The organism is Lysinibacillus sp. VIII_CA, from assembly GCF_049943995.1.
In the GTDB taxonomy this organism is placed as follows: domain Bacteria; phylum Bacillota; class Bacilli; order Bacillales_A; family Planococcaceae; genus Lysinibacillus; species Lysinibacillus pinottii.
Genome location: NZ_JBNFXM010000021.1, coordinates 1 through 26,368, shown reverse-complemented (window position 1 = coordinate 26,368; position 26,368 = coordinate 1). Strand labels below are relative to the sequence as shown.

Sequence of the window (26,368 nt, the reverse complement as noted above, 5' to 3'; positions counted from 1 at the left end):
AATACATTTTATATAAGAGAATGCTTATATAAAGAAGAAGAGGAGAAGGTAATAATGAAAACACTAAATATAATCAACCAAAATGGCTCTTGTTGTACTACTACAAAGGATATTGAAGTACAGAAGAGTGTTAATAAATCCAACAAGAATTTACCGATTGTCATAATTGGCGCAGGTCCCATTAGATTAGCTGCAGCTGCTTATTTAGTGGAACAAAAGTAAGCGTTTATTTTACTTGAGGCTGGGCGTGAAATAGCACACTATATTCGTACCTAGGGGCATGTTACACTATTTTCACCATGGCGATATAATTTTAATAAAGCGGCTAAAGCTTTATTAGATGACTCCGGATGGGTAGCACCTAATTTAGATACGTTACCGACAGGACATGAATTAATAGATCTATATTTAAAACCTTTGTCTGAGCTGGTACAAATAAAGCCTAACATTCAATTGAACGCAAAAGTAGTAGGGATTTCACGACAATTGAATGATAAGATGAAGACAAAAAATCGAGTAGAACAGTCCTTTACTATTTATATTGAACAAGAGAATGACATCCGTATGATTGAGGCGAGAGCAGTTATTGATGCGACGGGTACTTGGGGGAATCCAAATCCTAAGAGATATGCCAATAAGAAGATTGCAGTTATTGGTGGTGGCCATTCAGCTATCAATACATTATTGACACTTGCGGAATTACAAGAAGAGAACCCATCAACAAAGCTAGTGTGGATTATGCGTAAAAAGTCTGTAGAAGAAGCCTATGGTGGCGAAGAAAAAGATGCATTGGCAGCACGTGGCGCACTCGGTGTTCGCATTCACGAATTAGTAGATACAGGTAAGGTTGAAGTAATAACTCCTTTCTATATCTCACAGGTAAAGAAAGAAGAGAACATCCATATTGTTGGTACTATAAACGGAGAACCAAAAGTATTAACAGGATTTGAAGAGCTTATTGTCAATGCAGGAAATAGACCAGACCTATATTTCCCTCCTTACTGGAAGCGGGAAGGGACTAAACGCTAAGTTCTATTCTTTATATTTCTCATCATAGTATTAACACAAATTTTTCTAAAATGGGGTTATTACTTATTACTAAATTTGAAATTTTGCTTACACGCCGCCAAAAATTATTAATATTATGTTAGCCCCAACATAGTCCCAAAACTAGCCCCAACTGTGTGCATTTTTTTGCGTTAATCTGCATTGTAAAGAAAAAGGAAAACCCCAAAAGCTGCATAGAACAGGCTTTTGAGGGCTTTGTAGGGTACATATTACAAATAAAAAATTAGTCTATTGAACAAATGGAGGTATAAAAAATGAACGTAATGAGCGAGCAGGAACTACTAGAAAAAAGAATTAATGAAATATTGGAGCAAAGTTTTTTAGGGCCTTATTTGAAACAATTAACTATCACAGATATTAGATTTAATGGAACACAATTGAGGATACAAGATAATGAAAAAGGACGATATTTAGCGCCAGACCAACCAAGCAAGGAAGAAGTGCAGAGGCTAGTGAAACAAATTTCTGATGTTCAAAAAAGGAATTTTTCACATAGTGAACCACAATTGGATACGGAAATTGGAATTTTGCGTATTAGTGCAACACACCAACGTATTAGTCCAGACGGTATTAATTTAGCAATCCGTATTTCTCGTCCACATTTAGCTATTAGTTCAATTGCTGATTTAGTGACAGGAGAGCATGAACCACTTGAAAGATTATTTAATGTATTAATGCTCTCAGAAGACAACCTAGTAATTTGTGGACGAACAGGTTCGGGGAAAACTGAATTCCAAAAGTTGTTAGTTGGATATACAGAAGAAGATGCAAATATTTTCTTAATTGAAGATACACGTGATAGTCATATTAAAGCATTATATCCTGAAAAGGATATTACGAGTTTAAAGACAATACCAGGAGTCTTTGAAATGAGCGATGGTGTGAAAACAGCACTTCGAAATAATCCTGATTGGACCATTATCGCTGAAACACGTGGGGCAGTTTCAGCAGATGTATTAGATAGTGCTAAAACAGATCATGCTATTATTACAACACTTCATGCCAAAGGAGCTAAGAATATTCCTTCCCGTTTTATTCCAATGATACGTCAATCGCCAGCATATGCCATTATTGAAGATCAATTAATTGGTAGTGAAATTGTAGAATTTCTACGTTGGGGTTGTTATTTACAAGGGAAAAGAAAGAAAGGAGGAAAAACTATACGGAGGGTCAAAGAGTTGATGGAATATACAGATTTTACTTCTAAGGGTGCAGTAGGAAACTATGTGTATAGAGAAGTGAAAGTAAGGGACCAAAAAACAGGCAAATATCGTATTGAACAGCGTTATCACCCTTTATCAGAAAAGACATTGGCAGAACTAGAGGATAAAGAATTAATTCATTTAGTTCCAGAAGAATTTTTGCCAAAAGGAGGCAGTAAACAGTAATGAAACAATTATTAAAAGAAGCACGCGCTCTATTTTATGGCTGGGAAATCGCGTTTTATTTATTTATCTGGTTTTTGGCAAACTATCAGTTTTTCTATCTCATTTCAAAAGAGCGTACTACAAGTATTATTGTCGGCTGTATAGGTGCTCTTTTTTTCTTCTTTGTCTTTACCGTAAAAAATCGCCAATTAAAAAAGTACCAAATGCATATAAGTGAGTTATTAAAGTATGTCACGAACATGATTTTCTTTCTTCAAACAGGTGAAAATGTGCTTCATGCACTCAAGGAAACGAAAGCCACAGTTCATCCAGACATACAAAATGCTATTGAAGTCAGTATTCAGCAACTAGAAAAAGAGGCCAAGTTAAATACAAATCAGTTTGAAAAATATGATTTTCCAACCTTAGATCAGTTTCATCAAAATTTAAAAATTAAATATGAACATGGTGGTAATCCGGATGACTTATTTAGCCAAATACATAAAAACATGATATTTGAGCTAAAGAAACGTGACGAATTATACCGTAAACGTAGAGGTTTTGCGATGGCTGTGTATATGTTGCTTGGCATGGTAATGGGGATCTCATTAATGTTGCGTTTTATCGTAGGGGAACTATGGGACACGTTTTTAAACGTTGGCTTTGCTGGCATAAGTGTGTTACTAATAACACAAGTATTTGCCCTTTTGAACCTATACTTTTTACAGAAAAGAAGTATGGATATATCGATTCGCTACTAATTTGTTCATTACTAGAGGATTCGCCAAAAATGGCGAGTCCTTTTGAGATTTAAGTTTTGAGTGTTTGTAAAGTTCTTTGTTTTGTTGTAATTAACAACAAAATGTGTTATAGTTATATTAAAAGAGAATTTCAATAGAATATTTGAGGAGAGCATTATGACTGAGGTATATTTGAGTCAAACTGATATAGGGAAAATGACTGAAAAAGTTGGTTGGGGCGATCAACGTAAAATCGCTGTTTTAATCAATAGAAATCAATTTCCTCCACATGATGTTCGTATTGGTAGTACCAAAGGGTGGAAAAAAGAAACTATTGATAAGTGGTTTAAAGAAGTGGTGGAAAAAGGTTTGCAGAAAAAGTGAAAATATATTAAAACATTTTGAAGGGATGCAGGGAGTGTCCTCTTGTGATCGAAGCCACAATTTTAAGGAGCTAAAACTATGAGAAAAAAAACGCATGAAGAAAATATGGAAGAAGTAAAAGCTGTTCTAGCGTTCGAAGGCTTAGAATTAACGCCAGAGTTTGAACAATTAATTCTAATGGAGGCTAAAGGAGAGATTACAACTTCTCAGATGCATGAAATGGCAATGGAGATATTGGACAATGGAAAAGTTCAATCAATCTAAATATTGTTACCCTAATTCAATCGTTTTAATTAATAAATTCAATATTCATGACCAACAAAAATTGGATCAACTAGAAGCACTCTATGTTGGAAAACGTTTGAAAGAGTTGAGAGAAGAGCCACTGTATGGGACTTTTGATTTTTCTCATTTGAAATCTATCCATAGATACATTTTTCAAGATATTTATGACTTTGCCGGAGATATACGGGATGAAAATATATCGAAAGATCATTTTCAATTTGCTAATTCATTGTATATTGACGATCAAGGAAAAACGTTATTCAAGGAATTAAAGAATGAGAATTTTTTAGAAGGTCTCTCTATGGCAGAGTTTTGCAAACGTGCTGCTTATTTCATGGCAGAAATTAATGTTTTACACCCGTTTAGAGAAGGCAATGGACGAACTCAAACCGAGTTTATTCGACTTTTGGCAATGAAAAATGGTTTTGAGTTAAATTGGGGCGAAATTGAGAAAGAAGAGTATACAAGAGCTACTATTTTATCTAAATTTGATGACACGAAATTAAGTGAAGTAATCTATAAATGTATTGCTAATCATGAACCTAACAAAGAAATAATCCACTCGTTTGATAAGGGATTTAAACTACAAGTGCAGCAAATGAAAGGCAAAAATGAAAGACATTATCTAGATCGTTAAATCAGGGATTCGCCAAAAATGGTGAGTCTTTTTTCATGGAAATTTATTGCTTATTTTAACAGATATAGTATAATATAGTTATAGAAACTTCCTATTTAATAGTTACTCGTTTGAAATATAAATTAAGCAAAAAAATACCATTTGTTGAAGGAGGAAAATGTTATGAGAAACAAATTATTTATGGCGACAATAGCAGCTGCTATTGCTATTCCGGTGATGGTGGCACCTATTCCAAATCATTATGCTGAGGCTGCAGAAACAAAAGGAACTGTAGTATTGGCCAATAATCCTTTCAAAGATGTAAAAGTAAATTCTCCTTACTATAAAATTATCCATGAAATGCGCGATGCTGGGATCATTCAAGGTTATGAAGATGGTACTTTCCGTCCGGATACAACAATTAGTCGTCAACACGCTGCGGCTTTAGTTAGCCGTGCGCTTAAAATCAATGGTTTAACGCTTGAAAAAACAAAGGAATTTAAGCAGCCAAAGGATTTACGTACGGACAGTCCTTTTTATGATGACATCAAGAGCTTAGTAGAAGCAGGACTTTTAGAAATGGATAGCCAGGGCAATGTGAATCCAAATAAAGCCCTAACTCGCGGTGAAATGGCGAAGATTATTGCTGTCGCTTTCAATCTTGAAGTGAAGGCAGATTATTTGTTTGGAGATGTAAAAGGATCGAAGTATGAGGAATACGTGAAAGCACTATATTCGAATGGCGTAACGACAGGTTATGAGGACTACACGTTTAAATTAAACGGTTCTTTGACACGTGTTCATTATGTACTATTCATGCACCGTGCTATGAATATAGATGCTGATTTCGTGGCAAAACCAATTCCAACACCAACACCAACGCCAGAACCAAAACCAGATCCTAAACCAACAAGTAAAAGTCCAGTCAAGTACAGTGATTGGAGTTATCAGGATATTAAAACAAAAATTCCTCGTCCAGCTGGTTATGTAGCAGGGGAACATGAAAAGAAGAATGCAGAGATTTTTAAAAATCTCATCATAGAAAATGGACATAGAGGCAAGGGAAGCTTTAATATAGAGGAAAAATCTTGGGATTCTTCTTCGTTTACATTTGAAGAAAAACTACGTTTTAATTCCGAATATGCAGGTGTAACTTACGAGGAATATGTCGCAATTATTAATCAAGTGATCAAAACGGGAGAGGTTTATGATGGTGGAAAGTTCGCAATGTACTTTAATTACCAGAACGGAATGATTTATGAATCTGGAACCGATCAAAGCAAGTAAAAAAGTTATATTAAAAGACCTTTTTATTTTGAAAGGTCTTTTTTGTATGGTGAAAGGGTGAAAGGATTATGCTAAAACGGACAATTTATATTATTTGTTTGGGGGTTCTATTGTTTTCAAACTTTAACTTTAACGGTAGTCAAACAATTGATGTAGCCAATGCTACTACCAATGTGCCTATTAAAGATACCATAACGCTTACTGTGAAATTTCCTGATACGGTTGGAGAAGGCTTTGGTGTAGAACCTACCGACCCTGAAGAAATTCATCAGATGGTGGATAGTAAAGGTAAAAGTCATCCACAACGTACAGGGTGGGGAGCTATTAAATATGAGTGCGTAAGAACAGATACAGATTACATTGCTGGTTACGACTATTATGGGAATCCTATATGGGATGTCCATACGGTATCGGGATGGAGACAAAAGGAAGACTACAGCACAGAAGATAGCCATGTTCCCCATCAGCCTGCTGAAGTCAAAAAAGAAATCGTGCAACAGTTTGGACAAGACATGTATGATTTAGCTGAAGCAGCTGGTGCTTTATTCTATTATGACGATACAACTCCGGTTCCTGCTCGTTTCCTTACAGGTGACATTGGTGAATATAACAAACGAGTGAATGGTACAACAGGTCGCTATTCAATTTACTATAAAGACTCTACTTATACTGGTCAACATTGCCAGAACGGGGAAAAAGCTTATTTTTATCGAAATAATGATTTCTTTGTCACAGCAACTTTTGATGTGGAGTGGGTAGAGCCTGGAGATAAACAAGGAACAGGTCTAGGGAGAGCTTATTGGGAATTAGAAAGAAAAGATAAAAATGGGTTAAGCGAAGTAGCTGTCTACAGTAGCTTTAAAGGAGAATATGATAAGCATGTTGCAGTTCGAAACATTAAGCATACAGTAGACCTCGACACCAAACATGTTGAACAAGAAGGACCTATAGAATTTTATATCAATGCGAAACAAGTACAAAATAAGGACATGCAGTATGCCTTTGAATATGAGTACACCAATAAAAAAATTGGTTGGGTTTGTACAGGGGCAGGAGAAGAACAAAGGTGTGATTGGGATGATCGTCCGGATTGGCGGGCCGTTCAAAAATTTGAGTTGAATGGTTCTATTCCTGTTGATCACCAGCAAGGGAAAGCCGAAAAATCGGACAAATTAGATGATGTTTTAGTGAAAAAATGGGTCGTTGGCAGAGAAGATAAGTATGGTCCGTTAAAAGAATCAAAAGCCTATTATGAACAATATAGTCGAGCTGAAGGGAACGTGTGGCAGGATGACGTAAAGTTAAAAACACAAACTACGTTGCCAATGACACCAGGTAAATTTATGTATAGCGTGGAACTACCTTCAGGCAAACATAAAGACGGTGATTTTTACCCACTGAAGAAAACGCAAAGCTCAGGTACCTATAAAGCAGCCGAGTTAGATGAGAGCTTACAAGCTGAATTTGCGGATGGCGTACAGCTGCAACAGAAAGTACTAACGGATAAGGGAATGAAAGCAGAACAGCGTCAATTTGAAAGTGAATTTGTTTCTGATATGTTTTTCACAGCCTCCGGAACAGGCTTTATGTCAGGCTATAATTATGCAGAGAAAGTGAAGCAAGCTATTAAGAATGATCAAGCCCTACCAAGTTTCTCGCAAGCAGTACAAGAAGGTACAGCTAAAGGGGAAGCCGAGTTTGTTCAATATACAAATGGTGTGCCTTTTGAGGATGATTGGGTCTTTACGAAATCTGAAGAGGATTTTCCTCACTTACAACGTTATTCTTTACCAGTTACACCGAATTCTGAATTGCTACCAAAAGAAACATACAAAAATCAATTAGAGTTAGTAGATATGGGTCTAAGTGATTTGAGCTTTACTTTTGATCAATCCTTTAGCTTTGAACATTTCTTATTCGGTTCAGGGTATGATGATGCATGGATTATCGAGCAGCCAGAGTCAAGGTTCCCTGTGACAGAATATGAGACTGTGGAGTTGACGCATGACCAAGTAAAAGCACTTGCAGCTGCAGAGCGACAACATTCTAATAATAAAATTCATAACTTCCGTTTTGTGGATCGGACGTTCCCTAATAAAGTGAGGGAAATTAGAGGCGCAAAATAAAGACAACTGTTTATCGATAAGGATTCACCAAAAATGGTGAGTCCTTTTTATATGTAGAAAATAAGAAGGGAGGATTCGATATGGACGATAATGAAATTATTGAGAAACATAAGATACTTGAATCCATCTTGCATGTGAGTGATGGCTTTCTTTGGCAAGATGTGTTTAGGGCACTTGGAAGTGGCATTGTCTACACTTTAAGCTGGCTAAATCAATTGTTAGAAGGTATAGCGACTAAAATTATCACACTGAACGACTTTTATTCTACGGGCGCAATGGGAGAATTCATGGATAAGGCGCGACCGCTGATATGGATCGTCTTTTTTATTGCTCTAGTAGTCCTGGGCTTTCAATTTATGTTCAATAAAATCGAGAAACGTAATGAAGTTCTCCTCAATATTGTGATGGCTTTATGCTTTATCGTCATCATTCCAGATTTAATGTCGAATACGCAAAAGATAGTTGGTGTCGGGATTGAGCAAATGAATCCAGAAAATGAAACACTCTCTAGTAATATGATTAAAAGTAATGTGGCTGACGTCCTATACTACGCGGAACATGATTTTCAATTTTCGAGTAGTACACGTGGGGACGAAAGTTCACCTCCACGGCCAGCTAGTAAAGCAGATAGCTCGATAGGAACTACAGATTATACTTACGCGAATCGTTTTTCTGATTCTTCAGCCTTGCGTATCCCTTTCTTGCAGAAATTAGACTTTCATGAAGATGATGGATGGATATTTAAAGAAGATTGGGTAAAGCAATTAAGTGACGAAACAAAAGAGGTTTTGAAAACAAAATCTGTGTCTACAGGTGTTGGGGACGGTTATCAAGTAGAGGACTTAGAAAAAAATGCAGTTCCTATGACTAAAATAGGTCGGGAAACTTATTATCGTTATCATGTCAATTGGCTGTCACTGATTGTGTCCTTACTGGTAACATCTATTGCTTTAGGTATTACTGTTCTTAAAATTGGTCGTTCCATTTTTGACCTCGCTTTCCATCAAATTTTTGGTATGTTCATTGCAGCAAGTGATCTTACTGGTGGGCAACGTACAAAAAAGGTACTGGTGGAAATGGTCAATACCTTTGCGGTGATCTTTGTTATGACCGGGCTCCTACAACTGTTCGTTTTGTTCGTGAATTGGGCAAACGGATTAAAGGTGGAGATTGGTATGTTTGGTGTGATTTTACTCATGATTGCAGGGGCTTGGGCATTGATTGATGCTCCGGACATTGTTCAACGTATGCTTGGTATCGATGCGGGTTTACGCAATGGATGGCAAGCAATGATGGGTGCATATGCCGGAGGTAAAGCATTGACAGCTGGCGCACAGGCTCTTAAAAATGTGGCAGGAAAAGGTGCTGCTACTGTAGCTGGTGGAGCAAATATGGCGAAGAGAGCTGTTGAAGGAATGCGTACAGAAACACCATCTGAGGCAGGAAAACGTACTTCTGTGCCAGCGATACCAGGTAGTGGCGATGTAAAAGCCATGCCGAAATCAGATGAGCAGCATTCAAATTCTACTATGGGAGGTACATCAGAACCTATCCCGTCATCAGGTGAAAGTGATGGAATGAGTGCATATGATCAGATAGCTGCAACTTCCCAAGATTATGAGCCAATCCCGTCTAGTGATAACAGTAACCAGGTGGATATGCCAGGAAGTATAGGAAATGTTCAACCTGGTCAAATACCAAGTCAAGGTGGAAAGGAAAAAGGAAGTCCATCAATCCAACCAAAGTCAGTAGCAACAACAGCTAAACCATCAACAAATACAAGTGATGTTTCGCAACAAGGTGTTATGCCACGTCAAGAAAGTCAACCTATATCAGGAAGTCCTAGTGTTGATTCTTCAATACAAGATGCAACCGGTCGAGATGGCGACATGCACCAGGGTTCAATTCAGCGACAAGAACATGAGTCAATTCCATCTAGTGGAGAAATCCCATCGGTAGGAGTTACACCACGGCCAAGTACATCAGGAGTGACAACACAATCGGGTGCAGGCAATGTTCCAACAGGCCCAAACGTACGTCAAGCAAGTGAAGCAATTCCATCTGTAGGAGTAGCACCAAGCACATCAGGAGTGACAACGCCATCAAGTGCAGGAAATGTTCCAACAGGTCCGAATGTAAGTCAAGCAAGTGAAGCAATCCCATCTGAAGGAGTAGCACCGCAAACAAGTACACCAGGAGTGACAGCAACACCAAGTGCAGGTAATGTTCCAACAGGGGCGAACGTACATCAAGTAAGTGAAGCAATGCCATCTGTAGGGGTTGCACCTCAGCCAAGTACACCAATAGTGACACAACCATCGAATTCAGGAAATGTGCAGCAAGGACCAGTAGTTTTGACTGGAGGAGGTCAAGGTAGCACTATGCAACCTAATCAAAAGTCTTCTACTATTAATCCTAAAACTTATGGCCATAAACAGACCGTGCATACAAATACAATTCTTGGCGGAAATCCTTCTGTACAACAATTTAAAGAACGGGTGACTCGTGCTGGTAATAGTGGATTTACACTCGGTCAAAATATTCGTCGTATGTCCAATAATATAGGAAAAGTAGGAAAAGGAAAAAAACAAGGGAGTGACCAAGAATAATGTATGATATTCCAAAAGAAATCAAAACAAAGCCTAAATTTGTCGGCTTAGAAGTAAAGGAGTTAATCATTTTATTGGTTAGCTTCTTTCTTTTTTTCACCGTATTAAAAGATTTAGTACACGGTATTTTGTTCATTCCTTATATATTGATTGCTGGTGGTACATTGTTTTGGATGGTGTTGCCTTCCAGAAATAATCCTCGACTCAAAAACTACATGTCATTGTATTTATATTTCAAGCGAAATAAATATACCTATCATGCAGCAGATGTCAAAAAAATTATGAATGATTATTTATATGGAGAGGGGGATCATCGTGAATAAAGAGAAAATCCAACCTATTATTGTCCCTACTTATACGGAGGAAAAAGCATCTAAAAAGAGCTTCTTAAAAAAGTTTCCTTATTTTCAAAAGAGTAAAACGACAAGGAAAAAGGTTGAAAGAAAATCACATGTTTTACGGAAGACCCCCATGATTATGCCTTTTCTCGATATCACTGAAGATCACATTGTGATGAAAAAAGGCTACTTTATGGATATCTTTCAAATTTCGTCAAATGATTTGCACTCACTAACGGATACCGATATAACCATAAAACTTTTAGAAAAAACTCGCTTTTATCGTAGTTCTGCGTCTCAGCATAAAGTAGTCGGGTTAAACTTTCCAGCCAATACAGAAAAGCAAAGGCTTTATTGGGAGAGAAAGAAGGAAAGAACGACAGATCCATTACGGATACGCTTTATCAACCGGAAGTTATTTGAGTTAGAATTTATAGTGCGTGAACGTACAAATCGTGAATTTTTCTTGTTCGTATATGCTGAATCTTCTCAGACTTTAGAGGATGAAAAAAAACAAGTAGTGAGAGGGATGAGACAATCATTCCCTTTGCAAACTTTATCAAATGAAAAGAAGCAAGACATTTTATTTTTGATGTCCAATCAAAACTCAAAATTATAAGTATAGGAGGGGGATGATGAACGATGAAGTTGTTAGACTCGGTTATGAAGTTTAAGCAGCCGGATAAATCGAAGCGAGAAAAAGAGCATAACCCCACTTTTTTAGCTGCCATTCAGCCCCAGGGTGGAATTTTATTTAAAGATAAATATATCCAAAAGGGAGACGGTTATGAGGCCTGTATTCATATATGGGACTATCCAACGGCTGTATCAAAACTATGGTTAGAAAAAATATTTTCCATGCGTGATGTCATTTCAACAATGGATATTGCAACAATGCCTAAAGATGAAACCGTTAGTGCCATTAACAAAAGCATGGTAGAGCAGACAGTACGTTATTCAAGTGGTAAGCAACAGTCTGAAAAAATGGATGCTCAAAATAGTTATCAAGAGTTAGAAAGTCTTTACCAGGGGATTTCGCAGATGGGTGAGGTCGTAAAGCTTGTCGATATTCGCTTATTTGTACATGCCAAAACAATGCATGAACTGGAGCAAAAAGTACAAATAGTTGAGACGGATTTAATATCATATGGGTTTAAGGGAACGGTGTTTCTTAATGAAAGTAGTTGGGAATGGCAGTCCCTTTTTGTGCCTTACGAAGAACAACAAACGTTTCCAAATAAAAGAGAAAGTAAAGGCATACCAGCGCTTTCGTTAGCTGCAGGTTTGCCTTTTCATTTTTCAGAGCTTAACGATTCAACAGGAAGTTATTTAGGCACAACATTTAGTGGTGGTAATGTCATTTACGATTTGTTCCATCGGGATAAAAAACGTCGATACTATAATGCTGTTGCAGTAGGGACAATGGGAGCTGGTAAGTCAACGTTGCTAAAAAAGCTCTTTACAGACAATGCCTGTCGAGGAAACTTTATTCGAGGATTTGATGTAACAGGCGAGTTTGAAACGACAGTCAAAACATTAAACGGCCAATTAATTAGTCTTGACGGTTCGCAAGGGATTATCAATCCTTTACACATTTATCGCGTAAGAGATGGCTCGGATCAAAAAAGCGAAAAGTTAAGTTTTATGCAACATCTTTCAAAATTAGCTACATTTTATCAATTTTTAACGGTCAACCCTTCGACAGAAGAAATGGAAGAATTTAAGAAAATAACGCGAGAATTTTATCATTCTCTCGGGTTTGAAGGTCTTATTGAAACAACAGGCGTGACACAATTGAAAAATGAAGAGTACCCAATTTTCAGTGATTTCTTAGTACATGTTCGTGATGAGTTATACGAAAATGCTGAAAGACGTATCATTCGACCAGAATTATCTATTGCACGGGCTAATCGATTAGAAAAAATTGAATTGGTCATCGATAACTTGGTGAACACATATGGCCATTTATTTAACGGCCATACCACGTTACCAGCATTTACGGACGAACAAATCATTATGTTCTCTATTAGAAATCTCACAAGATTATCAAAGAATATATTTAATGCACAAATGTTCAGCGCACTTTCACTGATTTGGGATAACCTCATTCAAATTGGAGCTCCCCAATTAAAGGCTATCTATGAAGATCCTAATTTTAATGAAGATGATGCCTTACGATTTGTAATCTTTATAGACGAGTCTCACCGCATAGTCAATGCAGAAAATGTGCTGGCCGTTGATTACTTAATAGAATTCGAACGGGAAGCTCGTAAATATCTCGGTGGATTGGTATTTGCAACTCAGTCCATTCGCGATGTTGTGCCAGAGCATGCGGATTCAGAAGTTGTGTCCAAGATTCGTACCTTATTTGAACTAACACAATACAAATTTATTATGCAGCAAGATTCAAATACATTAGATGCTATGCGGACTATTTTTGAAGGACAAATTAGCGAAAGTGAGTTGGCTCAAATACCTCAATTACAACAAGGAGATTGTTTATTGTCGATTAGCGGTGTTGGCAACCTGATGTTTTCCGTAGAAGCATCTGAGGAAGAATTAGCTATCTTTAGAGGAGGTATGTAGTGTGGAACGTTCAACAAAATCGAAATTAATATTGGTCGTATTCATTGGTTTGGTCATGTTAGCATTCATGATAAAAATGTTCTTCTTTGATGGAAAAGATAAAAATGATACTGGATTTGATGGAGAAAAAGAATATAGCTACACAGATCCTATAGAGGAAGAAAAAACAAATTCAGAGGACGAAACCAATAAAGATCAACAAGTACCTGGGGGAAATACCGAAATCGATTATAACTCAGAATACGAGACAAAATTCGGTGAAGAAAAGGTGCAAATAGCGAAGAAGATAGCAGAAAAGGTCATGCAATCTTGGCTAGAAAATGATACAGACATGGAGATGTGGAAGGAAATTTCTACAGCTCCATTTTTAATTGTCGTGCAAAATGAAGTACTGGCTCCCAAAGATCAACTAACAAGAAAGGTACAGGCACAGGAAGTATCCTCTACAGAGGCTTCCGGAGACCGAGATATACGATTTATGATCTATGCAACATGGGATGTGCTGTCGGCAGGCAAGAAAGTTAGAGAACAGTCTAATATGTACAAGTTAACTTTAACACTTTCTGAGTCTGGAGAGTGGGTTGTAAAAGAGTTGAGTCGTGTATGAAGCAACTAATAAATTTTATTGGAAAGCAGGTAGGTAAGAAGGTTTTGCTATGGATTGGAGGCTCGTTAGGGCTTTCATTCTTTGCCATTGTGGGTGTTATTTTACTGGCAATCATCATCATAATTGGTGCCGTTGGAGGCTCAGGTAGCAACCGTACACCGATAGGAGGAAATGGTTTATCCTCCTGTTCCGTGACAGGAGAAATCGATGAAGCAAGTTGGAATGCTGCCTTTTCGAATGCAGGTGCTTTTACTGGAAAAGGTGATTTATTTATTGAACTTGCTCGACTAAATGGCATCGATCCTGTGTTGGCAGCTGCTATTGCTTTTCACGAAACAGGTCGAGGGACATCAAATGCGGTGGTCAATAAAAACAATCCAGGAGGCATCATGGACCCGGCCACAGGTTGGTCTAAGTTAATGCATTTTTCCACATTAGAGGAAGGTTTGTCATACACAATGGCGAATTTAAAGCGTCGAATTATTGATGATGGACTCTCAACAATTGAATCATTAGGAAGCGTTTATGCACCAATTGGAGCAGCAAATGATCCGAACGGATTGAATGCACATTGGGCTCCAACGGTCACTAAATTTGCTAGTGAATTGGGTGGCTTAACGATGAATTGTTCTCCTATGGGTTCACAAATTGTTGGAAATGATGCTTTTAAAACGATTTTAAACGAGATGTTAAAGTATGAAGGTTGGTCCTATGTTTGGGGTGGATACAATCCAAATATGGGCTTTGATTGTTCCGGATTAATGCAATGGTCATACGCCAAAGTTGGTATCAAGCTGCCACGTACAGCCTATACACAATACCAATTTGCTCAACCAATTACACGGGACCAATTGCAACCAGGCGACTTAATTTTCTTTAAAAGTGCTAATTACGCACCAGTTACACACGTTGGTATGTATGTAGGAGCCGGAAGAATGTTTAACTCACAAAATGATGGAGTACGTTATGATGACGCGTTAACTGGTTATTGGGGTTCTGTCATTGTGGGCTATGGAAGAGTGGCCGACTTCTCTGAATAAAGGAGGGCGTTAACTTGTGAAATTAAAAATAAATAAAGGCAGAGAAAATAAGTTTTATGTAAGTTTGATGGCGTTTGTGATCATTAGTTTTTTAATTATTTTCACATCAAAATTGTGGATGTATGATGATAATCCTATTAAACAAACCCCTTTTAATAAAGACATATTAGGTTTAGAACAAACCACATTGATTTTAAAAAAGTGGCATTATAACCCTGAAAAAGGGTTCATGGAAGTGTTTCTGGAAACACGGCACACAGGTTCAGATAACGTTAGACCTACATTTGCCTTTGCGGCCAAAGCGTCTAAAACATTGGAGTCCTACCCTGTGAAAATTATCTATCAAAAAGATAATCAATTCGTTCTTCATATTTCAGAAGTGCCTCACAACTATACTGTTATTGGTTTGTTTGTAAAGGAAATTCGTGATCAGAAGATACTAGAAAGTGAGGCAAGGGACAAGTTATTCGCTGAAAAAGGAGCAGTTGATCCATCAGCTACTTTAGATTTGCCACAGCCCAAAGAAAAAATTATTGTTGGTGATTATCGAAAAATAAGTGCAGATAAAACTTTGAAAGAAATGGCACAAGTCGTTTATGAAGAAGAGTTTATTGCACTTGAAATTGAACAGATTGTTAAAAAGATTAATACTTTGGAAAAGGAACAGATTCCATTACAAGATGACATTATTGCATCAATTCAGAATGAAATGAAGCAACTTGAAAGTGAACTAGTGTATAAGACGGAGGATGAAAAACAAGAGGTACGTCTCCAACTTGTAAAGAAAAAAACAGCTATTGAAAACGTAAATGAGAAAAAAGAAGAATATAAAAATAGGTTACTTGAAATGCAAAATAAGAAAAAGAAGTTGCAAGAAAAAATTGAAATGATTCGCGCCGGTGAAAAGAAAAAAGATGCTGCTGAAGATGAATCAGTCTAGACGTAACCTGGTTATTATGAGTGGTAAATAGCTAGATTTTAGTGAAAAAGCGTAGGAAGAAAACAGGAAGAACGTAACAAATTTTATTTAGAAAAAAGGAGATAAGGGGAAGAAAACAGGAAGAATCCAACTTTTTTATGGGGACACCGAAATACTAGGCTCTGCCTAGTCTATCACGCCATGTGATAGCAGATTTCCCTTATGCTCTTTCACTCAGTAGCCTGCGTTTGCAGGCTACTTTCAGTTTCGCCTCTTTTAGAGACGAAACTCTCTGCGCCCTAGCGACTTTGAAGTAAAGGAGAGATTGTACAATGGCCGAAATAAAGGCTCGTGTTGATCCAGCAATCAAGAAAAAAATCGCAAGCATGGCCAAAAAAAAGAAGATGACACAAAATGCTTTTATCAATCTTCATTTGGAACTGATAACGACTCCAAATTTATTTCAAGAAGAAAAAAATCGCTTTGAAGAAATGCTGGGGATGCATATAGATGTGTTTGCGACATTTGCAAAATCGAATGAAGAGTTGCTGAAGAAACTTACTTCAATCGAGGGTATATTAAATCGCGAAGTGCAAAAAGTTATTGAGCAAGAGGTGAACGAATAATGGGGGATATATTAGTTCGAGATGTAGATGATTTAGCAATAAGTAAAATAGAAGAAGCTGCTAAAAAAGAAAAGGTGTCACGCCAGGTGTATTTAAAATCATTGCTTGAACGAGTTGCCCACTACGATGTGTTCATAGAAGAACGAGATCGCTTTGAAAAAGTTGTAATGGCTTCTCAAAAACAAATGGAACAATATTTACGACAACAAAGTGAACTATATGAAAGTGTATCGCGAATTGAATCCATTCTGTACTTACTATTAGATAGCGATGCAGAAGAAATAAATCAACAGCTGACAGAATTAATAGGAAAGGTAGTGAAGTGAAGTGACAGGTACGAAAAAGAAGAAAAACTTCTGGTTAACGGATTCTACAATATTAAAACTTGAACAGTTAGCAACTGATAAAAATTTAACACTTGGTGGTGTTATAGAGTACCTAATTGAGACTCTTTTTGCTCATGAAACTTCTCAAAATCAAGCACTTTTAACAGAAGTAGAAGCAATGATGCAAAAACATTTACAAAACGTATTGGAGCCACTTACAGAAGACTTAAAGAGAGTACGTGTAACAGGTAATGTTATTGATCGTAATACTCAAATGATGCTTGAATTTTGGAATCACTATTTTATTATGACAGATGCAAAACAATTAGGTTCTACAGATAAATATAAAACAGTGCCTTTTGAAGAAGCTGAGGAAGTAATTAAGGATCGTATTGCTCATAATCGTCAAAAGAAAATAGATCGAGAGACAAAAAGAACTTTGTCAGATAATCAAGATTCTTAATGGATAGAAGGAGATTAATATGAATAGTTCTCCTGGTGTTATTTTAAAAAGTCGATTTGTGATGCCATCAAGCGATGAGTACCAGGATTTTATTAGTTATATAGATCGTGATGCTGCCAAAGTAAACGAGAAGATTATTTTTGATGAAAATGATTCTTTCTCTGTTTTTTATCAGTACATGGACTATATGGGAGATGAAAATAAGCAAGGTGCATTGTTTTCTTCTACTGAGGATATTATCAATACGGAACAAAAAAACTCATTAAAAGATTTGTTTCAACAGGCACAAGAAAATGGTTCACCACTTTGGCAAGACGTAATTAGTTTCGATAACACCTGGCTACAAAAGTATGGACTAATGGATGAAAGTGGACAAGTTAATGAAGTCCAAATGAAAAATACTGTGCGCGCTGCAGTAAACGAAATGTTAAAAGCAGAAAATATGATGGATAGTGCGGTATGGTCTGCAGCTATCCATTACAACACGGACAATCTTCATGTTCATATAGCGACAGTAGAGCCAATACCTACAAGAGTTAAAAAGTGGACAAAGAATTTGGAAACAGGTAAATGGGAAGAGCAAGTTCGGGCCAAACGTAAACAAGGGTCACTGGATAAAATGAAGTCAAAAGTGGCCAACCTTATTATGGATCGCACAAAAGAACGTAATCTTGTTACGGATTTGATTCGGGGTAGTGTGAATTTAAAAAAAGAAAAAGGAATCGATTTATCTACACACCGCCAAACAAAAAATTTATTTCGAAAAGCACTCCAACAATTACCTTCAGATCGTTCTCAATGGAGGTACGGCTATCAGTCTATCAATGAGGCAAGACCGTATATTGATCAAATCGTTGATATTTATTTAGATCGTTACTATAAAAATGAAATGAGAGATCTTCATATACTTCTGGATGAAGAAGTTGAAGTTATGAGGGAAAAGTACGGTGAGGGCAGCAAGTATCAAAACTATAAGCAGACCAAACTAGATGATTTGAAAAAACGTATGGGAAATGCGGTTTTAACAGAAATGCGCGCCTATCAAAAAGAAGCTGATCATCGTTTGTATGACCTATCTAAATCTCAAAGGAAGTATCAAGCTCCTATGTATCGTCAAAATTTACAGGTTTCTAAACGGTTAAATTATGCATTAAACAACTTGAATTTTCGATTACGAAAAACGTACCACGACTTTAAAAAAGAACGAAACTTGGATGAATTTGACCGCATGTTAGATGGCTATGATCGTTAAAGGGAGGTTGTTAAATGATCTATCAAGTTAAGTGTGAACTATGCAATAAAGTTCTTGATGTAGTAAAAGAACCCTATCAAGGGGCAAAGTGTATGTCGTGCATTGAAAATAACCTAGTTAAAAAGGATGGGGGAAAAATGAACAACATTGTATATGCATTTATCAAAGAGTTAAAAGAACAACATGTTACGCTGCGAATTAATAGTATAGACGAAACGGTGAAGCTAACTGAGGAAAATCGACAATTTATCTTTGGGGCAATTCAACAAGGGACATTCATTGTGCCATTCAATCAAGAGAGTCATGAAATTGTTATGGATACCTCGTTGCTTGAATATTTTCCTGAAGCAGAACGACAGGAATTAACTGACGCCCATTTAATACCAGAAGATTTATAAAGGAGTAGATATTATGGTGACTGCACGTAAGAAATATACAGCAAAAACAGCAGAAGAAAAGCAAAAAGAAATAGAAGAATTATCAGAGAAAATGACCAATCAACTTAGCGCCTATTTTGTATCTGAGGAAGCTCTAAAAGAACATCTAGCTTTTATGTCAATTTTTTATAACTATTCCTTGCGTAACATGACTTTGATTCAAAGTCAGTTCATGGGTGCACAAGCAGTAGGTTCATTTAAGTTTTGGCAGGACAAAGGCGTATCTGTTAAACGAGGTGAAAAGGGGATTCAACTTTTTGTTCCTACACCTGTTACGTATTTTAATCGTGATGGTGAGTGGATTCAAATGCAATACGCTAATTCAAAAGAAAAAATGCAAATTAAAAATGGAATATTAGAAACTCAAAAAAAGTTGTTTTTCAAAATTGGCCACGTGTTTGAATACACCCAAACAGATGCAAGAGAGAAAGGGATGCCTGTCTCTGAAATATTTGACCAGTACTATCAGGATGGAGTCATAGATAATGAAGATGAAATGTTAGTAGCGTTACATAAAGTCTCTGAAAATGTCGGATTTGAAATATTACCAATACCTCCGCGTGAATTAGGAGTGGCGAAAGGTGTTGCTTATCCAAACGAAAAAATAATTGCCCTTAACCCAAGAAATACTGCCTATGAGAATGTCACAACGTTACTTCATGAATTAGCACACGCTAGACTGCATACACCTGATGTTCGAGATAGCTTTACTAAAGCAGAACGTGAATTTCAAGCAGAGATGGTATCGTATGTCATGGCCAGCCGATACGGAATAGACACCGAAAATTTTAGCCTTTCTTATTTGGCCGGATGGACACAACAAGGGAAAGAATTAAAAGATAAAGAAATGTTACTGAATGGAGTGAGGACAGCAGCGAGTGAATTTATTGAAACAATCGATCAACATTTTTCCGAAATTAACCGTTCAAAAGAGAACGAACTAATGCAGTCAAAGCAGCTGCTATTGATTGAGTACGGGGCTTTATCGAATGCCAGCTTGCGTACAATTGAGACTGAGGACTTAAAAGAAATCATTCATGACATAATAACTAATAAAGTCGAGCAATTGCAACATTCAGCATTTAAGCAGGAATTGGATCAACTTAGAAATGTCAGTGATAATTTACTTACCTTTGAGCAAGTAAATGCAGACTTTATCCAGGTGTTTAATAATGCGTTTAAAGATAATTTTGCCCTCATTAATCAACAAGAAGTGACTAATCCAAAGATTCTAATCCAATGGTCTGAAAGTGAACTAATGTCTAATGAATTAATGGGATTTGCTGAAGGAAATGATCGTATGGCCAAGCTTGAAAAGGAAGTATTTTTTGATAAAGAAAAGGCCTATAGTTATCTCAAAACAAGGTACCATGTATTGATTCCAAACGGAGATACAGTCGATTTAATTAATCCAGATCGATTAGATATAGGTGATGGAGAGTACAAGAGTCCGTATGAACAACTAATTGCAGAAAATAAACTTACTGAAATGCAACATCACGAAATTTTAAGGGAGCTTGCTTTGTATACACATGAAAAGCAACAAGCTATAAATACAAAATTAAAGAGAAAAAATCTCGAATATGTACGTTAAGGAAGCGCAGTCAATCGACTAGCGTTATTTTTATTGAAAAAATTAAAAAGAGGCTTGCACCTTCAAGCCTCTTGAAAAATATGTAAGAGAACGCTTGTTCTCCTGATTTTATTATAATATGTCGGGAGGAAAAAAGATATGAACATTAACAAAAATACTATTTACAATATGGACTGCCTAGAGGGTATGCAGTATATACCTGATAAATCAGTTGATATGATTCTTTGTGATCTTCCCTACGGAACTACAAATTGTAAGTGGGACACAATCATCCCCTTTGATCTACTGTGGGGACAGTATGAAAGAATAATTAAAGACAACGGAGCAATTGTATTAACAGCGAGCCAGCCATTCACTAGTAAATTAATTATGTCCAATCTCAAAATGTTCAGATATGAATGGATTTGGAAGAAAGGGAAGCACACAACAGGATTCCAAAATGCTAATAAGATGCCACTTAAAAATCACGAAAATGTATGTATCTTTTATAAAAAGCTGCCGACATACAACCCACAAGGTGTTGAATTTGTTAAGCCTAAAGTAGTTATAAGAAATTCATCTAGGATGCAGGTTCTAGGGAAAAGTAATGAAACCCTTACCAATAAACCATATGTTGTGAAAAAGAAGAATTTCCCTAAGTCTGTTGTTGATTTCCCACGTGACAGTAAAACTTGGCACCCGACACAAAAACCATTATCACTATTTGAGTATCTTATCCTAACTTACACGAATCCAGGTGACACAGTGTTAGATAACTGCATGGGAGCATTTACTACAGCTATAGCGTGTGACAATATAAAACGTTCCTGGATTGGTTTTGAGTTGGATTCAGAATACTGTGAAGGGGGGAGAGAACGAGTAAACGAAAATAGACAAAAGTTAGGTTTAAAACCAGTTGAAATTTTGTTCTAAAAAAGCGAAAAGAAATATTTAAATTTAGAGTGATCAGGACTCATCAAAATTGGTGAGTCCTAGCAGTTAAACGACTATTTCATTTTATAGAGGGAGATATGTGTATGACTGAAAAAATAAAAATGATTGCGGTAATAGAAGTTGATGAATATATAGTGAAAGATAACAACTACAACATTGAAGAGGAGTTCAAATGGCTAGTAGATAGCGGTATATCTTTAAGAAATCTTGTGAATGTTCCTTCTGATTTTGATATTAGGGATTATCTGCAGCAAGAAAATAAATCAATGAAAGAGCAAAAAACAATCAGAAATAAAGGTAATGGATTTTATGAACGTTAGTGTTAAAGCTTTTTGTTAACGCAGGCAATATTTTTAAAATCTATCTAAAGTTAAGGATTCACCAAAAATGGTGAGTCCTTTTTTTATCAAAAGGAGCGAGCATGTAACATGAGGATTTTAAAGCTTTTTAAGAGGTTGAGTGAGTGGGTTTTGATATTAGCGATGCTTTATATGAGTATCGATGGAATGTTTTAACTTAAAATCCATTATTAGTGATCATGGTGGAAAAGAACGTGAAATTGTCGAGGGTCTTATGAGTATTTTAGTTATGATTTCCTTAACCGAGTCACTAATTTTAAAATTTGTGTTTCGGATGTCTAAAACCTTATTAGAATACTTTTTGCTTGGTTTATCTCTTTATACATTGTTAGGGTTATCGTTTTTAGGAAACGAGGAACGTACAACATTAATAATTGTAATTTACCTTACTTTAAATATTGTCCTATTCATAGTACAGAAATTAATTCTTCGTAAAAATCTGAAACTGAATAATTTAAGTACAAATAAATTAGAAGATAAAGGTGGTCATTAAAATGAAAACAGTTATTTTAGCAGAAAAACCCCCACAAGCGAAAGCTTATGCCGAGGCTTTTGAGGTAGCAAATAGGGAAAAAACACATATTGAATTAAAGCCCTGCAGCACGTTTCCACAAGGTGCAACTATTACATGGGGTATTGGGCATTTAGTGGGATTAAAAATGCCTGGTGAATATAAAGACGAATGGAAAAAATGGGATATTAAAAATTTACCGATCTTTCCAGACGTATTTGAATATAAAGTTTCCCAGGGTAAAATAAATCAATTTAATGCAGTAAAGAAGCTAATTAATAACGCTGATTTAGTGATAAACGCATGTGACGTAGATCGGGAAGGCAGTAATATATTCTATTCAACATTTAACATGACCGGTGCCAAAAATAAAACGATTAAACGGCTCTGGATTACCTCTCTTGAAGTAGACGCAATTGTAAAAGGCTTTCAATCGTTACAATCGAACGAAAAAGATTTATTAATGTACAAAGAAGCAAAAACTCGTCAAATATCAGATTGGCTTGTAGGCATGAACGCTAGTCCTTTGTATAGTTTACTTTTACAAAATAAAGGTCTTAATGCTAGTTTAAGCATAGGCCGTGTTCAATCCCCATTAGTTTATATGATCTACCAGCACCAAAAAGAGATTGAAAACTTTGTCTCTAAACCATTTTTTGAATTAGTTGGCCATTTTAAATCAACAAATGGTCCATATTCAGGTAAGGCAAGGATTAAGACAGATACACTAAAGGAATTAACTTCACTTTTAGAAGAAAAAAGCCTGGTATTAGATAAAGAAATTACAGGTAAAGTTTTAGAATTAGAGACGAAAGAGAAACATACAAGATCACCAAGACTGCACTCTTTATCAACATTACAGAAGTTGGCCAATAAAAAATGGAAGTACAGTCCTTCAAAAGTGTTAGAAATAATGCAGTCTTTGTATGAGAAAAAACTTGTCACTTATCCTCGTACAAGTATAAATTTCATTACTGAAAATGAATTTGTTTATTTGGCTAACAATGTTGAAAAATATATGCAGTTAATAAATGTTGAATTTACCCCTAATAAAATTGCTGATAAACGATATGTAGATGGAGAGAAAGTTCAAGAGCACTATGCCATCATACCGACTAAGACAATACCTAGTGCGAATACATTAAACAGCTTATCAGTTGAGGAAAAACATATTTATGACGAAGTTTTGCGTAATACACTCGCTATGTTCCATAGTGACTATTTGTATGAGGAAACGAAAATTGTCACAGCTGTAAATGATATAAAATTTGAAACTGTTGGAAAGGTAGAAATTGAAAAAGGCTGGAAATCTTTATTTGTACATTCAGATGATGAAGAACATGTTAAAAATGACAGCAATAAGGTACTTCCTAGCGTCTCAAAAGATGAAGGAGTATTAAGTATCCTTCAAAGCAAAGAAGGGCATACAACGCCTCCTAAGCACTATACGGAGGGGGATTTAATTGGAATTATGAAAACAGCTGGAAAAACAGTTGATAATGAAACGGATAAAGAGATCTTAAATGAGGTAGAGGGATTGGGTACTGATGCTACTCGTTCTGGAATCATCGATAAAATTAAGGAAAATGGCTACATTGAAGTGAAGAAAAATATTGTATCGGTAACTAATAAAGGGGAAATTTTGTGTGAATCGATTAATGGTACTTTACTTTCAAGTCCTATAATGACTGCCAAGTGGGAAAGTAAATTAAAAAAGATTGGCGAAGGTCAAGGTTCCCAGGATGAATTTCTGCAAGGTATTAAAGATTTCATAGTTGGAATTATTGAAGATGCTCCTCAAAAAATTGGAACAGAAAAGATTTCACTGGCAGCTGAAGAACAACACCACACTCAATTTGTCGGGAAATGTCCAAAATGCGGTAATGGAATTAGAGAGAAAAAAAGTTTCTTTGGATGTTCAAAATATCCTGATTGTAAATTTACCTTATCTGATAATTTCCGTAAGAAAAAATTGACGAAAACAAATATTAAGGACTTACTGGATGGGAAAGAAACTACAGTCAAAGGTATAAAAAAAGCTGATAAAAATACCTATAATGCTGTTGTTAAATTAAATGAAAAAGGCTTTATTGATTTTGTTTCATTTGCAAAAAAAGAGTAAAAGGAATTGAGAAGTTCATACTCGATTCCTTTTGTCATTTTTTTCTCTTTCATTATTTTTAAAAATGGTAATTCTATTCTCTAACAAAAAGTTCATAATCGCTGGTGTTTTATAGACTGCATCTGCCGCAACAGCTAATGCTTTTTTAACGTTTTGACTGACTCTTTCAACAAGGGGGTGTAATACATGGCTATCGTGCACATTTCCGGGAGTCACAATGGCACCCAAGACAAAGCCCTTTTCATCTGTCGCTGCATGAAAGGAATACGCAAACTGCTTCGTACGTTCATCGTTCAGGTAATATCCACTTTCAGGATCTGTCGAGCTTTCCTTTATTTCTTTTTCAAATTTCTCCGGGGGAAAGGGCTTTTTCTCGTGTTTCTCAAAATCAATATTTAACTCTAATTATGCTGGTTTTAATTTTTAGTAGTAACTTTATGTTATATCAAACTTCAGTATGAGCAAAGCTATTACACGAAGAAACCCATTCAATTGTTCTAGGTTCAATGTAAGGTATATTGCCTTTGTTCATTATGCTATATCGCAATAAATTCTTGGTTAAATCAGCAATTATTTTATCGGTACTAGGATGTATTTTAATTCGTTTTCATATACTTTCTTCGCCTAGAGCCTTATGAAACGATTACTTGGATTGGTATCGTTGTAGAAGATAATATCATTCTTTTAGAGCTTTTTTAAATTTTTTCATTTGTTCGTTATATGCCGAAGATACTAAATGAAGTAAAGTGAAGTAACCTCCCTGTCGTTTTTTCTTTCTCACAAGTTGTAGAGCATTTCGTGCGAAACAACCCAATTATTCAAATAATTTGCTCTGAATTGCTAATGATTTATTATGCATTCAACAATTGGAAAAATACAGCACCAATAGGAACGCCGTGGTCACGCACCAATGTTCCAAGTAACAGATATGATGGACGTTATACAAGAGGAACGTTGTCGATTAGAAAAAAATGTGAATAGTGAAGAATTTGCTAAACGTCCTATGTAGGGTTGGATGCTAGATTGGTTAGAGAAAAGTAACGAAGAGTTGTTGAATGAAGCAATGGAAATTTATAAAGAAGAAAACAACGAACAAGATCTAGGGAATTACGTGTGTCATATTTGTTTTAAACCTAATCGTTATTTTCTAACAACTTCGTCTCCTGTTGGTGATGGGTATGGACACTCAATAAATATTTGTGATTGTTGCGGAAGGAAAATAGGAGAATTAGCCGAGCAATTAAGCCAGTTGAAAGAGAAATGATTTAATCAAATTGTCGTATAAAGGAAGGTGAAAACAGCATGGGTAAACTAACCAAAAAAGAGCGTATGAGACAAGCTGCTAGTGATGCTCGTTATGAAAGGCGACATAGGGATTTGCAAATTGCAATGAATGAAATACTATTTATTTTATCAGAAGGCACTAGATACGAAAATGATGTTAAAGAGGCATTTGACATACTAGAGTAATACGAAATTGAAATACGTGCTGGTAGGATGGGGAATCGAATTTTTTGATAATTTCACTCAATAATCTTCCCTAATTTATCTCAACTTTTTTACAAACATCGCAACTTTATTTCAAAGCTACAACATTATCAGTAGAAGAGTTCCATTTTAGCTCGGCACTAGTAGAAATAACTTTTGTTGTATGTTAACCATTTGGTTGAGATGGGGCTTCCATATCCACGTAGATACCATTATTAACCAAATTTATATCAATCACATTATAGAATGCATTTGAAGTGTCTGCGACATCCCAAACGGCTAGAA

26 protein-coding genes and 3 pseudogenes are annotated in these 26,368 nt (G+C 36.2%); 27 read left to right on the top strand and 2 right to left on the bottom strand.

The window, feature by feature from the left end:
• Positions 1 to 54 precede the first annotated feature (54 nt).
• From ACP3VS_RS20180 to topB, 25 genes and pseudogenes are all read left to right on the top strand, one after another.
• Positions 55 to 987: pseudogene (locus ACP3VS_RS20180) on the top strand (flavoprotein); the annotation flags it as partial.
• A 335-nt stretch (positions 988 to 1,322) separates the two neighbouring features.
• A complete protein-coding gene (locus tag ACP3VS_RS20175) occupies positions 1,323 to 2,456 on the top strand; it encodes an ATPase, T2SS/T4P/T4SS family (protein WP_426389752.1) in 1,134 nt (377 codons plus the stop codon).
• Entirely contained in the window at positions 2,456 to 3,196 is a 741-nt protein-coding gene (locus tag ACP3VS_RS20170) for a hypothetical protein (RefSeq protein ID WP_426389751.1), read from the top strand. Before ACP3VS_RS20175 ends, ACP3VS_RS20170 begins: the two co-directional genes overlap by 1 nt.
• 156 nt (positions 3,197 to 3,352) lie before the next feature.
• Positions 3,353 to 3,559: a hypothetical protein gene (locus tag ACP3VS_RS20165; protein ID WP_031417591.1), complete on the top strand. Its 207-nt coding sequence runs from the start codon at positions 3,353 to 3,355 to the stop codon at positions 3,557 to 3,559.
• 78 nt (positions 3,560 to 3,637) lie between these two features.
• Positions 3,638 to 3,823: a hypothetical protein gene (locus ACP3VS_RS20160; RefSeq protein ID WP_426389749.1), complete on the top strand. Its 186-nt coding sequence runs from the start codon at positions 3,638 to 3,640 to the stop codon at positions 3,821 to 3,823.
• A complete protein-coding gene (locus ACP3VS_RS20155) occupies positions 3,801 to 4,481 on the top strand; it encodes a Fic/DOC family protein (protein WP_426389747.1) in 681 nt (226 codons plus the stop codon). The genes ACP3VS_RS20160 and ACP3VS_RS20155 overlap by 23 nt, the downstream gene beginning before the upstream one ends.
• Positions 4,482 to 4,643: 162 nt before the next feature.
• Positions 4,644 to 5,747, top strand: coding sequence for an S-layer homology domain-containing protein (locus ACP3VS_RS20150; RefSeq protein WP_426389745.1), 1,104 nt, complete (start codon positions 4,644 to 4,646; stop codon positions 5,745 to 5,747).
• Between the two features lie 68 nt (positions 5,748 to 5,815).
• A complete protein-coding gene (locus tag ACP3VS_RS20145; protein WP_426389743.1) occupies positions 5,816 to 7,873 on the top strand; it encodes a hypothetical protein in 2,058 nt (685 codons plus the stop codon).
• Between the two features lie 80 nt (positions 7,874 to 7,953).
• The gene (locus ACP3VS_RS20140) at positions 7,954 to 10,482 is read left to right on the top strand and encodes a pLS20_p028 family conjugation system transmembrane protein (RefSeq protein ID WP_426389741.1); all 2,529 of its coding nucleotides are present in this window, start codon (positions 7,954 to 7,956) and stop codon (positions 10,480 to 10,482) included.
• Complete coding sequence (locus ACP3VS_RS20135; RefSeq protein ID WP_426389740.1) at positions 10,482 to 10,805, top strand: DUF5592 family protein; 324 nt, start codon at positions 10,482 to 10,484, stop codon at positions 10,803 to 10,805. Before ACP3VS_RS20140 ends, ACP3VS_RS20135 begins: the two co-directional genes overlap by 1 nt.
• Positions 10,798 to 11,439 (top strand): hypothetical protein, encoded by a 642-nt coding sequence (locus ACP3VS_RS20130; protein WP_426389738.1) that lies wholly within the window; start codon positions 10,798 to 10,800, stop codon positions 11,437 to 11,439. Before ACP3VS_RS20135 ends, ACP3VS_RS20130 begins: the two co-directional genes overlap by 8 nt.
• A 23-nt stretch (positions 11,440 to 11,462) precedes the next feature.
• Positions 11,463 to 13,406, top strand: coding sequence for a VirB4 family type IV secretion system protein (locus tag ACP3VS_RS20125; RefSeq protein ID WP_426389736.1), 1,944 nt, complete (start codon positions 11,463 to 11,465; stop codon positions 13,404 to 13,406).
• 1 nt (position 13,407) lies between these two features.
• Positions 13,408 to 14,013, top strand: a complete 606-nt coding sequence (locus ACP3VS_RS20120) for a hypothetical protein (protein WP_426389735.1) — start codon at positions 13,408 to 13,410, stop codon at positions 14,011 to 14,013.
• Complete coding sequence (locus ACP3VS_RS20115; protein ID WP_426389733.1) at positions 14,010 to 15,053, top strand: NlpC/P60 family protein; 1,044 nt, start codon at positions 14,010 to 14,012, stop codon at positions 15,051 to 15,053. The genes ACP3VS_RS20120 and ACP3VS_RS20115 overlap by 4 nt, the downstream gene beginning before the upstream one ends.
• 16 nt (positions 15,054 to 15,069) lie before the next feature.
• Positions 15,070 to 15,993 (top strand): hypothetical protein, encoded by a 924-nt coding sequence (locus ACP3VS_RS20110; protein ID WP_426389731.1) that lies wholly within the window; start codon positions 15,070 to 15,072, stop codon positions 15,991 to 15,993.
• A gap of 311 nt (positions 15,994 to 16,304) precedes the next feature.
• Positions 16,305 to 16,598 carry a hypothetical protein gene (locus ACP3VS_RS20105; RefSeq protein ID WP_036165797.1) on the top strand — a complete coding sequence of 98 codons (294 nt, stop codon included), beginning with the start codon at positions 16,305 to 16,307 and terminating at the stop codon, positions 16,596 to 16,598.
• Complete coding sequence (locus ACP3VS_RS20100) at positions 16,598 to 16,924, top strand: hypothetical protein (protein WP_036165800.1); 327 nt, start codon at positions 16,598 to 16,600, stop codon at positions 16,922 to 16,924. Before ACP3VS_RS20105 ends, ACP3VS_RS20100 begins: the two co-directional genes overlap by 1 nt.
• A 1-nt stretch (position 16,925) precedes the next feature.
• The gene (locus tag ACP3VS_RS20095) at positions 16,926 to 17,387 is read left to right on the top strand and encodes a hypothetical protein (protein WP_051891007.1); all 462 of its coding nucleotides are present in this window, start codon (positions 16,926 to 16,928) and stop codon (positions 17,385 to 17,387) included.
• A 19-nt stretch (positions 17,388 to 17,406) separates the two neighbouring features.
• Positions 17,407 to 18,639 (top strand): MobP2 family relaxase, encoded by a 1,233-nt coding sequence (gene mobP2, locus ACP3VS_RS20090; protein WP_330493412.1) that lies wholly within the window; start codon positions 17,407 to 17,409, stop codon positions 18,637 to 18,639.
• Positions 18,640 to 18,653: 14 nt separating this feature from the next.
• Positions 18,654 to 19,037 carry a hypothetical protein gene (locus ACP3VS_RS20085; RefSeq protein WP_036165806.1) on the top strand — a complete coding sequence of 128 codons (384 nt, stop codon included), beginning with the start codon at positions 18,654 to 18,656 and terminating at the stop codon, positions 19,035 to 19,037.
• A gap of 13 nt (positions 19,038 to 19,050) precedes the next feature.
• Entirely contained in the window at positions 19,051 to 20,670 is a 1,620-nt protein-coding gene (locus tag ACP3VS_RS20080) for an LPD25 domain-containing protein (RefSeq protein ID WP_051891012.1), read from the top strand.
• 138 nt (positions 20,671 to 20,808) lie between these two features.
• Complete coding sequence (locus tag ACP3VS_RS20075; protein ID WP_036165809.1) at positions 20,809 to 21,582, top strand: DNA-methyltransferase; 774 nt, start codon at positions 20,809 to 20,811, stop codon at positions 21,580 to 21,582.
• Positions 21,583 to 21,686: 104 nt separating this feature from the next.
• On the top strand, positions 21,687 to 21,923 hold the full coding sequence (locus tag ACP3VS_RS20070) for a hypothetical protein (RefSeq protein WP_036165812.1): 237 nt from the start codon (positions 21,687 to 21,689) through the stop codon (positions 21,921 to 21,923).
• A gap of 181 nt (positions 21,924 to 22,104) precedes the next feature.
• Positions 22,105 to 22,455, top strand: a complete 351-nt coding sequence (locus ACP3VS_RS20065) for a hypothetical protein (protein ID WP_196243937.1) — start codon at positions 22,105 to 22,107, stop codon at positions 22,453 to 22,455.
• Position 22,456: 1 nt separating this feature from the next.
• On the top strand, positions 22,457 to 24,595 hold the full coding sequence (gene topB / locus ACP3VS_RS20060) for a DNA topoisomerase III (protein WP_197148993.1): 2,139 nt from the start codon (positions 22,457 to 22,459) through the stop codon (positions 24,593 to 24,595).
• A gap of 15 nt (positions 24,596 to 24,610) precedes the next feature.
• On the opposite strand, the pseudogene ACP3VS_RS20055 reads toward topB, so the two are convergent.
• A pseudogene (locus ACP3VS_RS20055) lies at positions 24,611 to 25,000 on the bottom strand (transposase); the annotation flags it as partial.
• 610 nt (positions 25,001 to 25,610) lie between these two features.
• Here ACP3VS_RS20055 and ACP3VS_RS20050 point away from each other — a divergent pair.
• Together ACP3VS_RS20050 and ACP3VS_RS20045 are read left to right on the top strand one after the other, a co-directional pair.
• A complete protein-coding gene (locus ACP3VS_RS20050; protein ID WP_036165818.1) occupies positions 25,611 to 25,859 on the top strand; it encodes a hypothetical protein in 249 nt (82 codons plus the stop codon).
• 38 nt (positions 25,860 to 25,897) lie between these two features.
• Positions 25,898 to 26,065 (top strand): hypothetical protein, encoded by a 168-nt coding sequence (locus tag ACP3VS_RS20045; protein WP_207889922.1) that lies wholly within the window; start codon positions 25,898 to 25,900, stop codon positions 26,063 to 26,065.
• A 121-nt stretch (positions 26,066 to 26,186) separates the two neighbouring features.
• Here ACP3VS_RS20045 and ACP3VS_RS20040 read toward each other — a convergent pair.
• Positions 26,187 to 26,368: pseudogene (locus tag ACP3VS_RS20040) on the bottom strand (lytic polysaccharide monooxygenase); the annotation flags it as partial.

Excerpts from the sequence above, each read along its gene's own strand:
- ACP3VS_RS20175 (WP_426389752.1), top strand. The coding sequence starts at position 1,323 with ATGAACGTAATGAGCGAGCAGGAACTACTAGAAAAAAGAATTAATGAA.
- ACP3VS_RS20170 (WP_426389751.1), top strand. The coding sequence starts at position 2,456 with ATGAAACAATTATTAAAAGAAGCACGCGCTCTATTTTATGGCTGGGAA.
- ACP3VS_RS20165 (WP_031417591.1), top strand. The coding sequence starts at position 3,353 with ATGACTGAGGTATATTTGAGTCAAACTGATATAGGGAAAATGACTGAA.
- ACP3VS_RS20160 (WP_426389749.1), top strand. The coding sequence starts at position 3,638 with ATGAGAAAAAAAACGCATGAAGAAAATATGGAAGAAGTAAAAGCTGTT.
- ACP3VS_RS20155 (WP_426389747.1), top strand. The coding sequence starts at position 3,801 with ATGGAAAAGTTCAATCAATCTAAATATTGTTACCCTAATTCAATCGTT.
- ACP3VS_RS20150 (WP_426389745.1), top strand. The coding sequence starts at position 4,644 with ATGAGAAACAAATTATTTATGGCGACAATAGCAGCTGCTATTGCTATT.
- ACP3VS_RS20145 (WP_426389743.1), top strand. The coding sequence starts at position 5,816 with ATGCTAAAACGGACAATTTATATTATTTGTTTGGGGGTTCTATTGTTT.
- ACP3VS_RS20140 (WP_426389741.1), top strand. The coding sequence starts at position 7,954 with ATGGACGATAATGAAATTATTGAGAAACATAAGATACTTGAATCCATC.
- ACP3VS_RS20135 (WP_426389740.1), top strand. The coding sequence starts at position 10,482 with ATGTATGATATTCCAAAAGAAATCAAAACAAAGCCTAAATTTGTCGGC.
- ACP3VS_RS20125 (WP_426389736.1), top strand. The coding sequence starts at position 11,463 with ATGAAGTTGTTAGACTCGGTTATGAAGTTTAAGCAGCCGGATAAATCG.
- ACP3VS_RS20115 (WP_426389733.1), top strand. The coding sequence starts at position 14,010 with ATGAAGCAACTAATAAATTTTATTGGAAAGCAGGTAGGTAAGAAGGTT.
- ACP3VS_RS20105 (WP_036165797.1), top strand. The coding sequence starts at position 16,305 with ATGGCCGAAATAAAGGCTCGTGTTGATCCAGCAATCAAGAAAAAAATC.
- ACP3VS_RS20100 (WP_036165800.1), top strand. The coding sequence starts at position 16,598 with ATGGGGGATATATTAGTTCGAGATGTAGATGATTTAGCAATAAGTAAA.
- mobP2 (WP_330493412.1), top strand. The coding sequence starts at position 17,407 with ATGAATAGTTCTCCTGGTGTTATTTTAAAAAGTCGATTTGTGATGCCA.
- ACP3VS_RS20085 (WP_036165806.1), top strand. The coding sequence starts at position 18,654 with ATGATCTATCAAGTTAAGTGTGAACTATGCAATAAAGTTCTTGATGTA.
- ACP3VS_RS20080 (WP_051891012.1), top strand. The coding sequence starts at position 19,051 with ATGGTGACTGCACGTAAGAAATATACAGCAAAAACAGCAGAAGAAAAG.
- ACP3VS_RS20075 (WP_036165809.1), top strand. The coding sequence starts at position 20,809 with ATGAACATTAACAAAAATACTATTTACAATATGGACTGCCTAGAGGGT.
- ACP3VS_RS20070 (WP_036165812.1), top strand. The coding sequence starts at position 21,687 with ATGACTGAAAAAATAAAAATGATTGCGGTAATAGAAGTTGATGAATAT.
- ACP3VS_RS20065 (WP_196243937.1), top strand. The coding sequence starts at position 22,105 with ATGGAATGTTTTAACTTAAAATCCATTATTAGTGATCATGGTGGAAAA.
- topB (WP_197148993.1), top strand. The coding sequence starts at position 22,457 with ATGAAAACAGTTATTTTAGCAGAAAAACCCCCACAAGCGAAAGCTTAT.
- ACP3VS_RS20050 (WP_036165818.1), top strand. The coding sequence starts at position 25,611 with ATGCTAGATTGGTTAGAGAAAAGTAACGAAGAGTTGTTGAATGAAGCA.
- ACP3VS_RS20045 (WP_207889922.1), top strand. The coding sequence starts at position 25,898 with ATGGGTAAACTAACCAAAAAAGAGCGTATGAGACAAGCTGCTAGTGAT.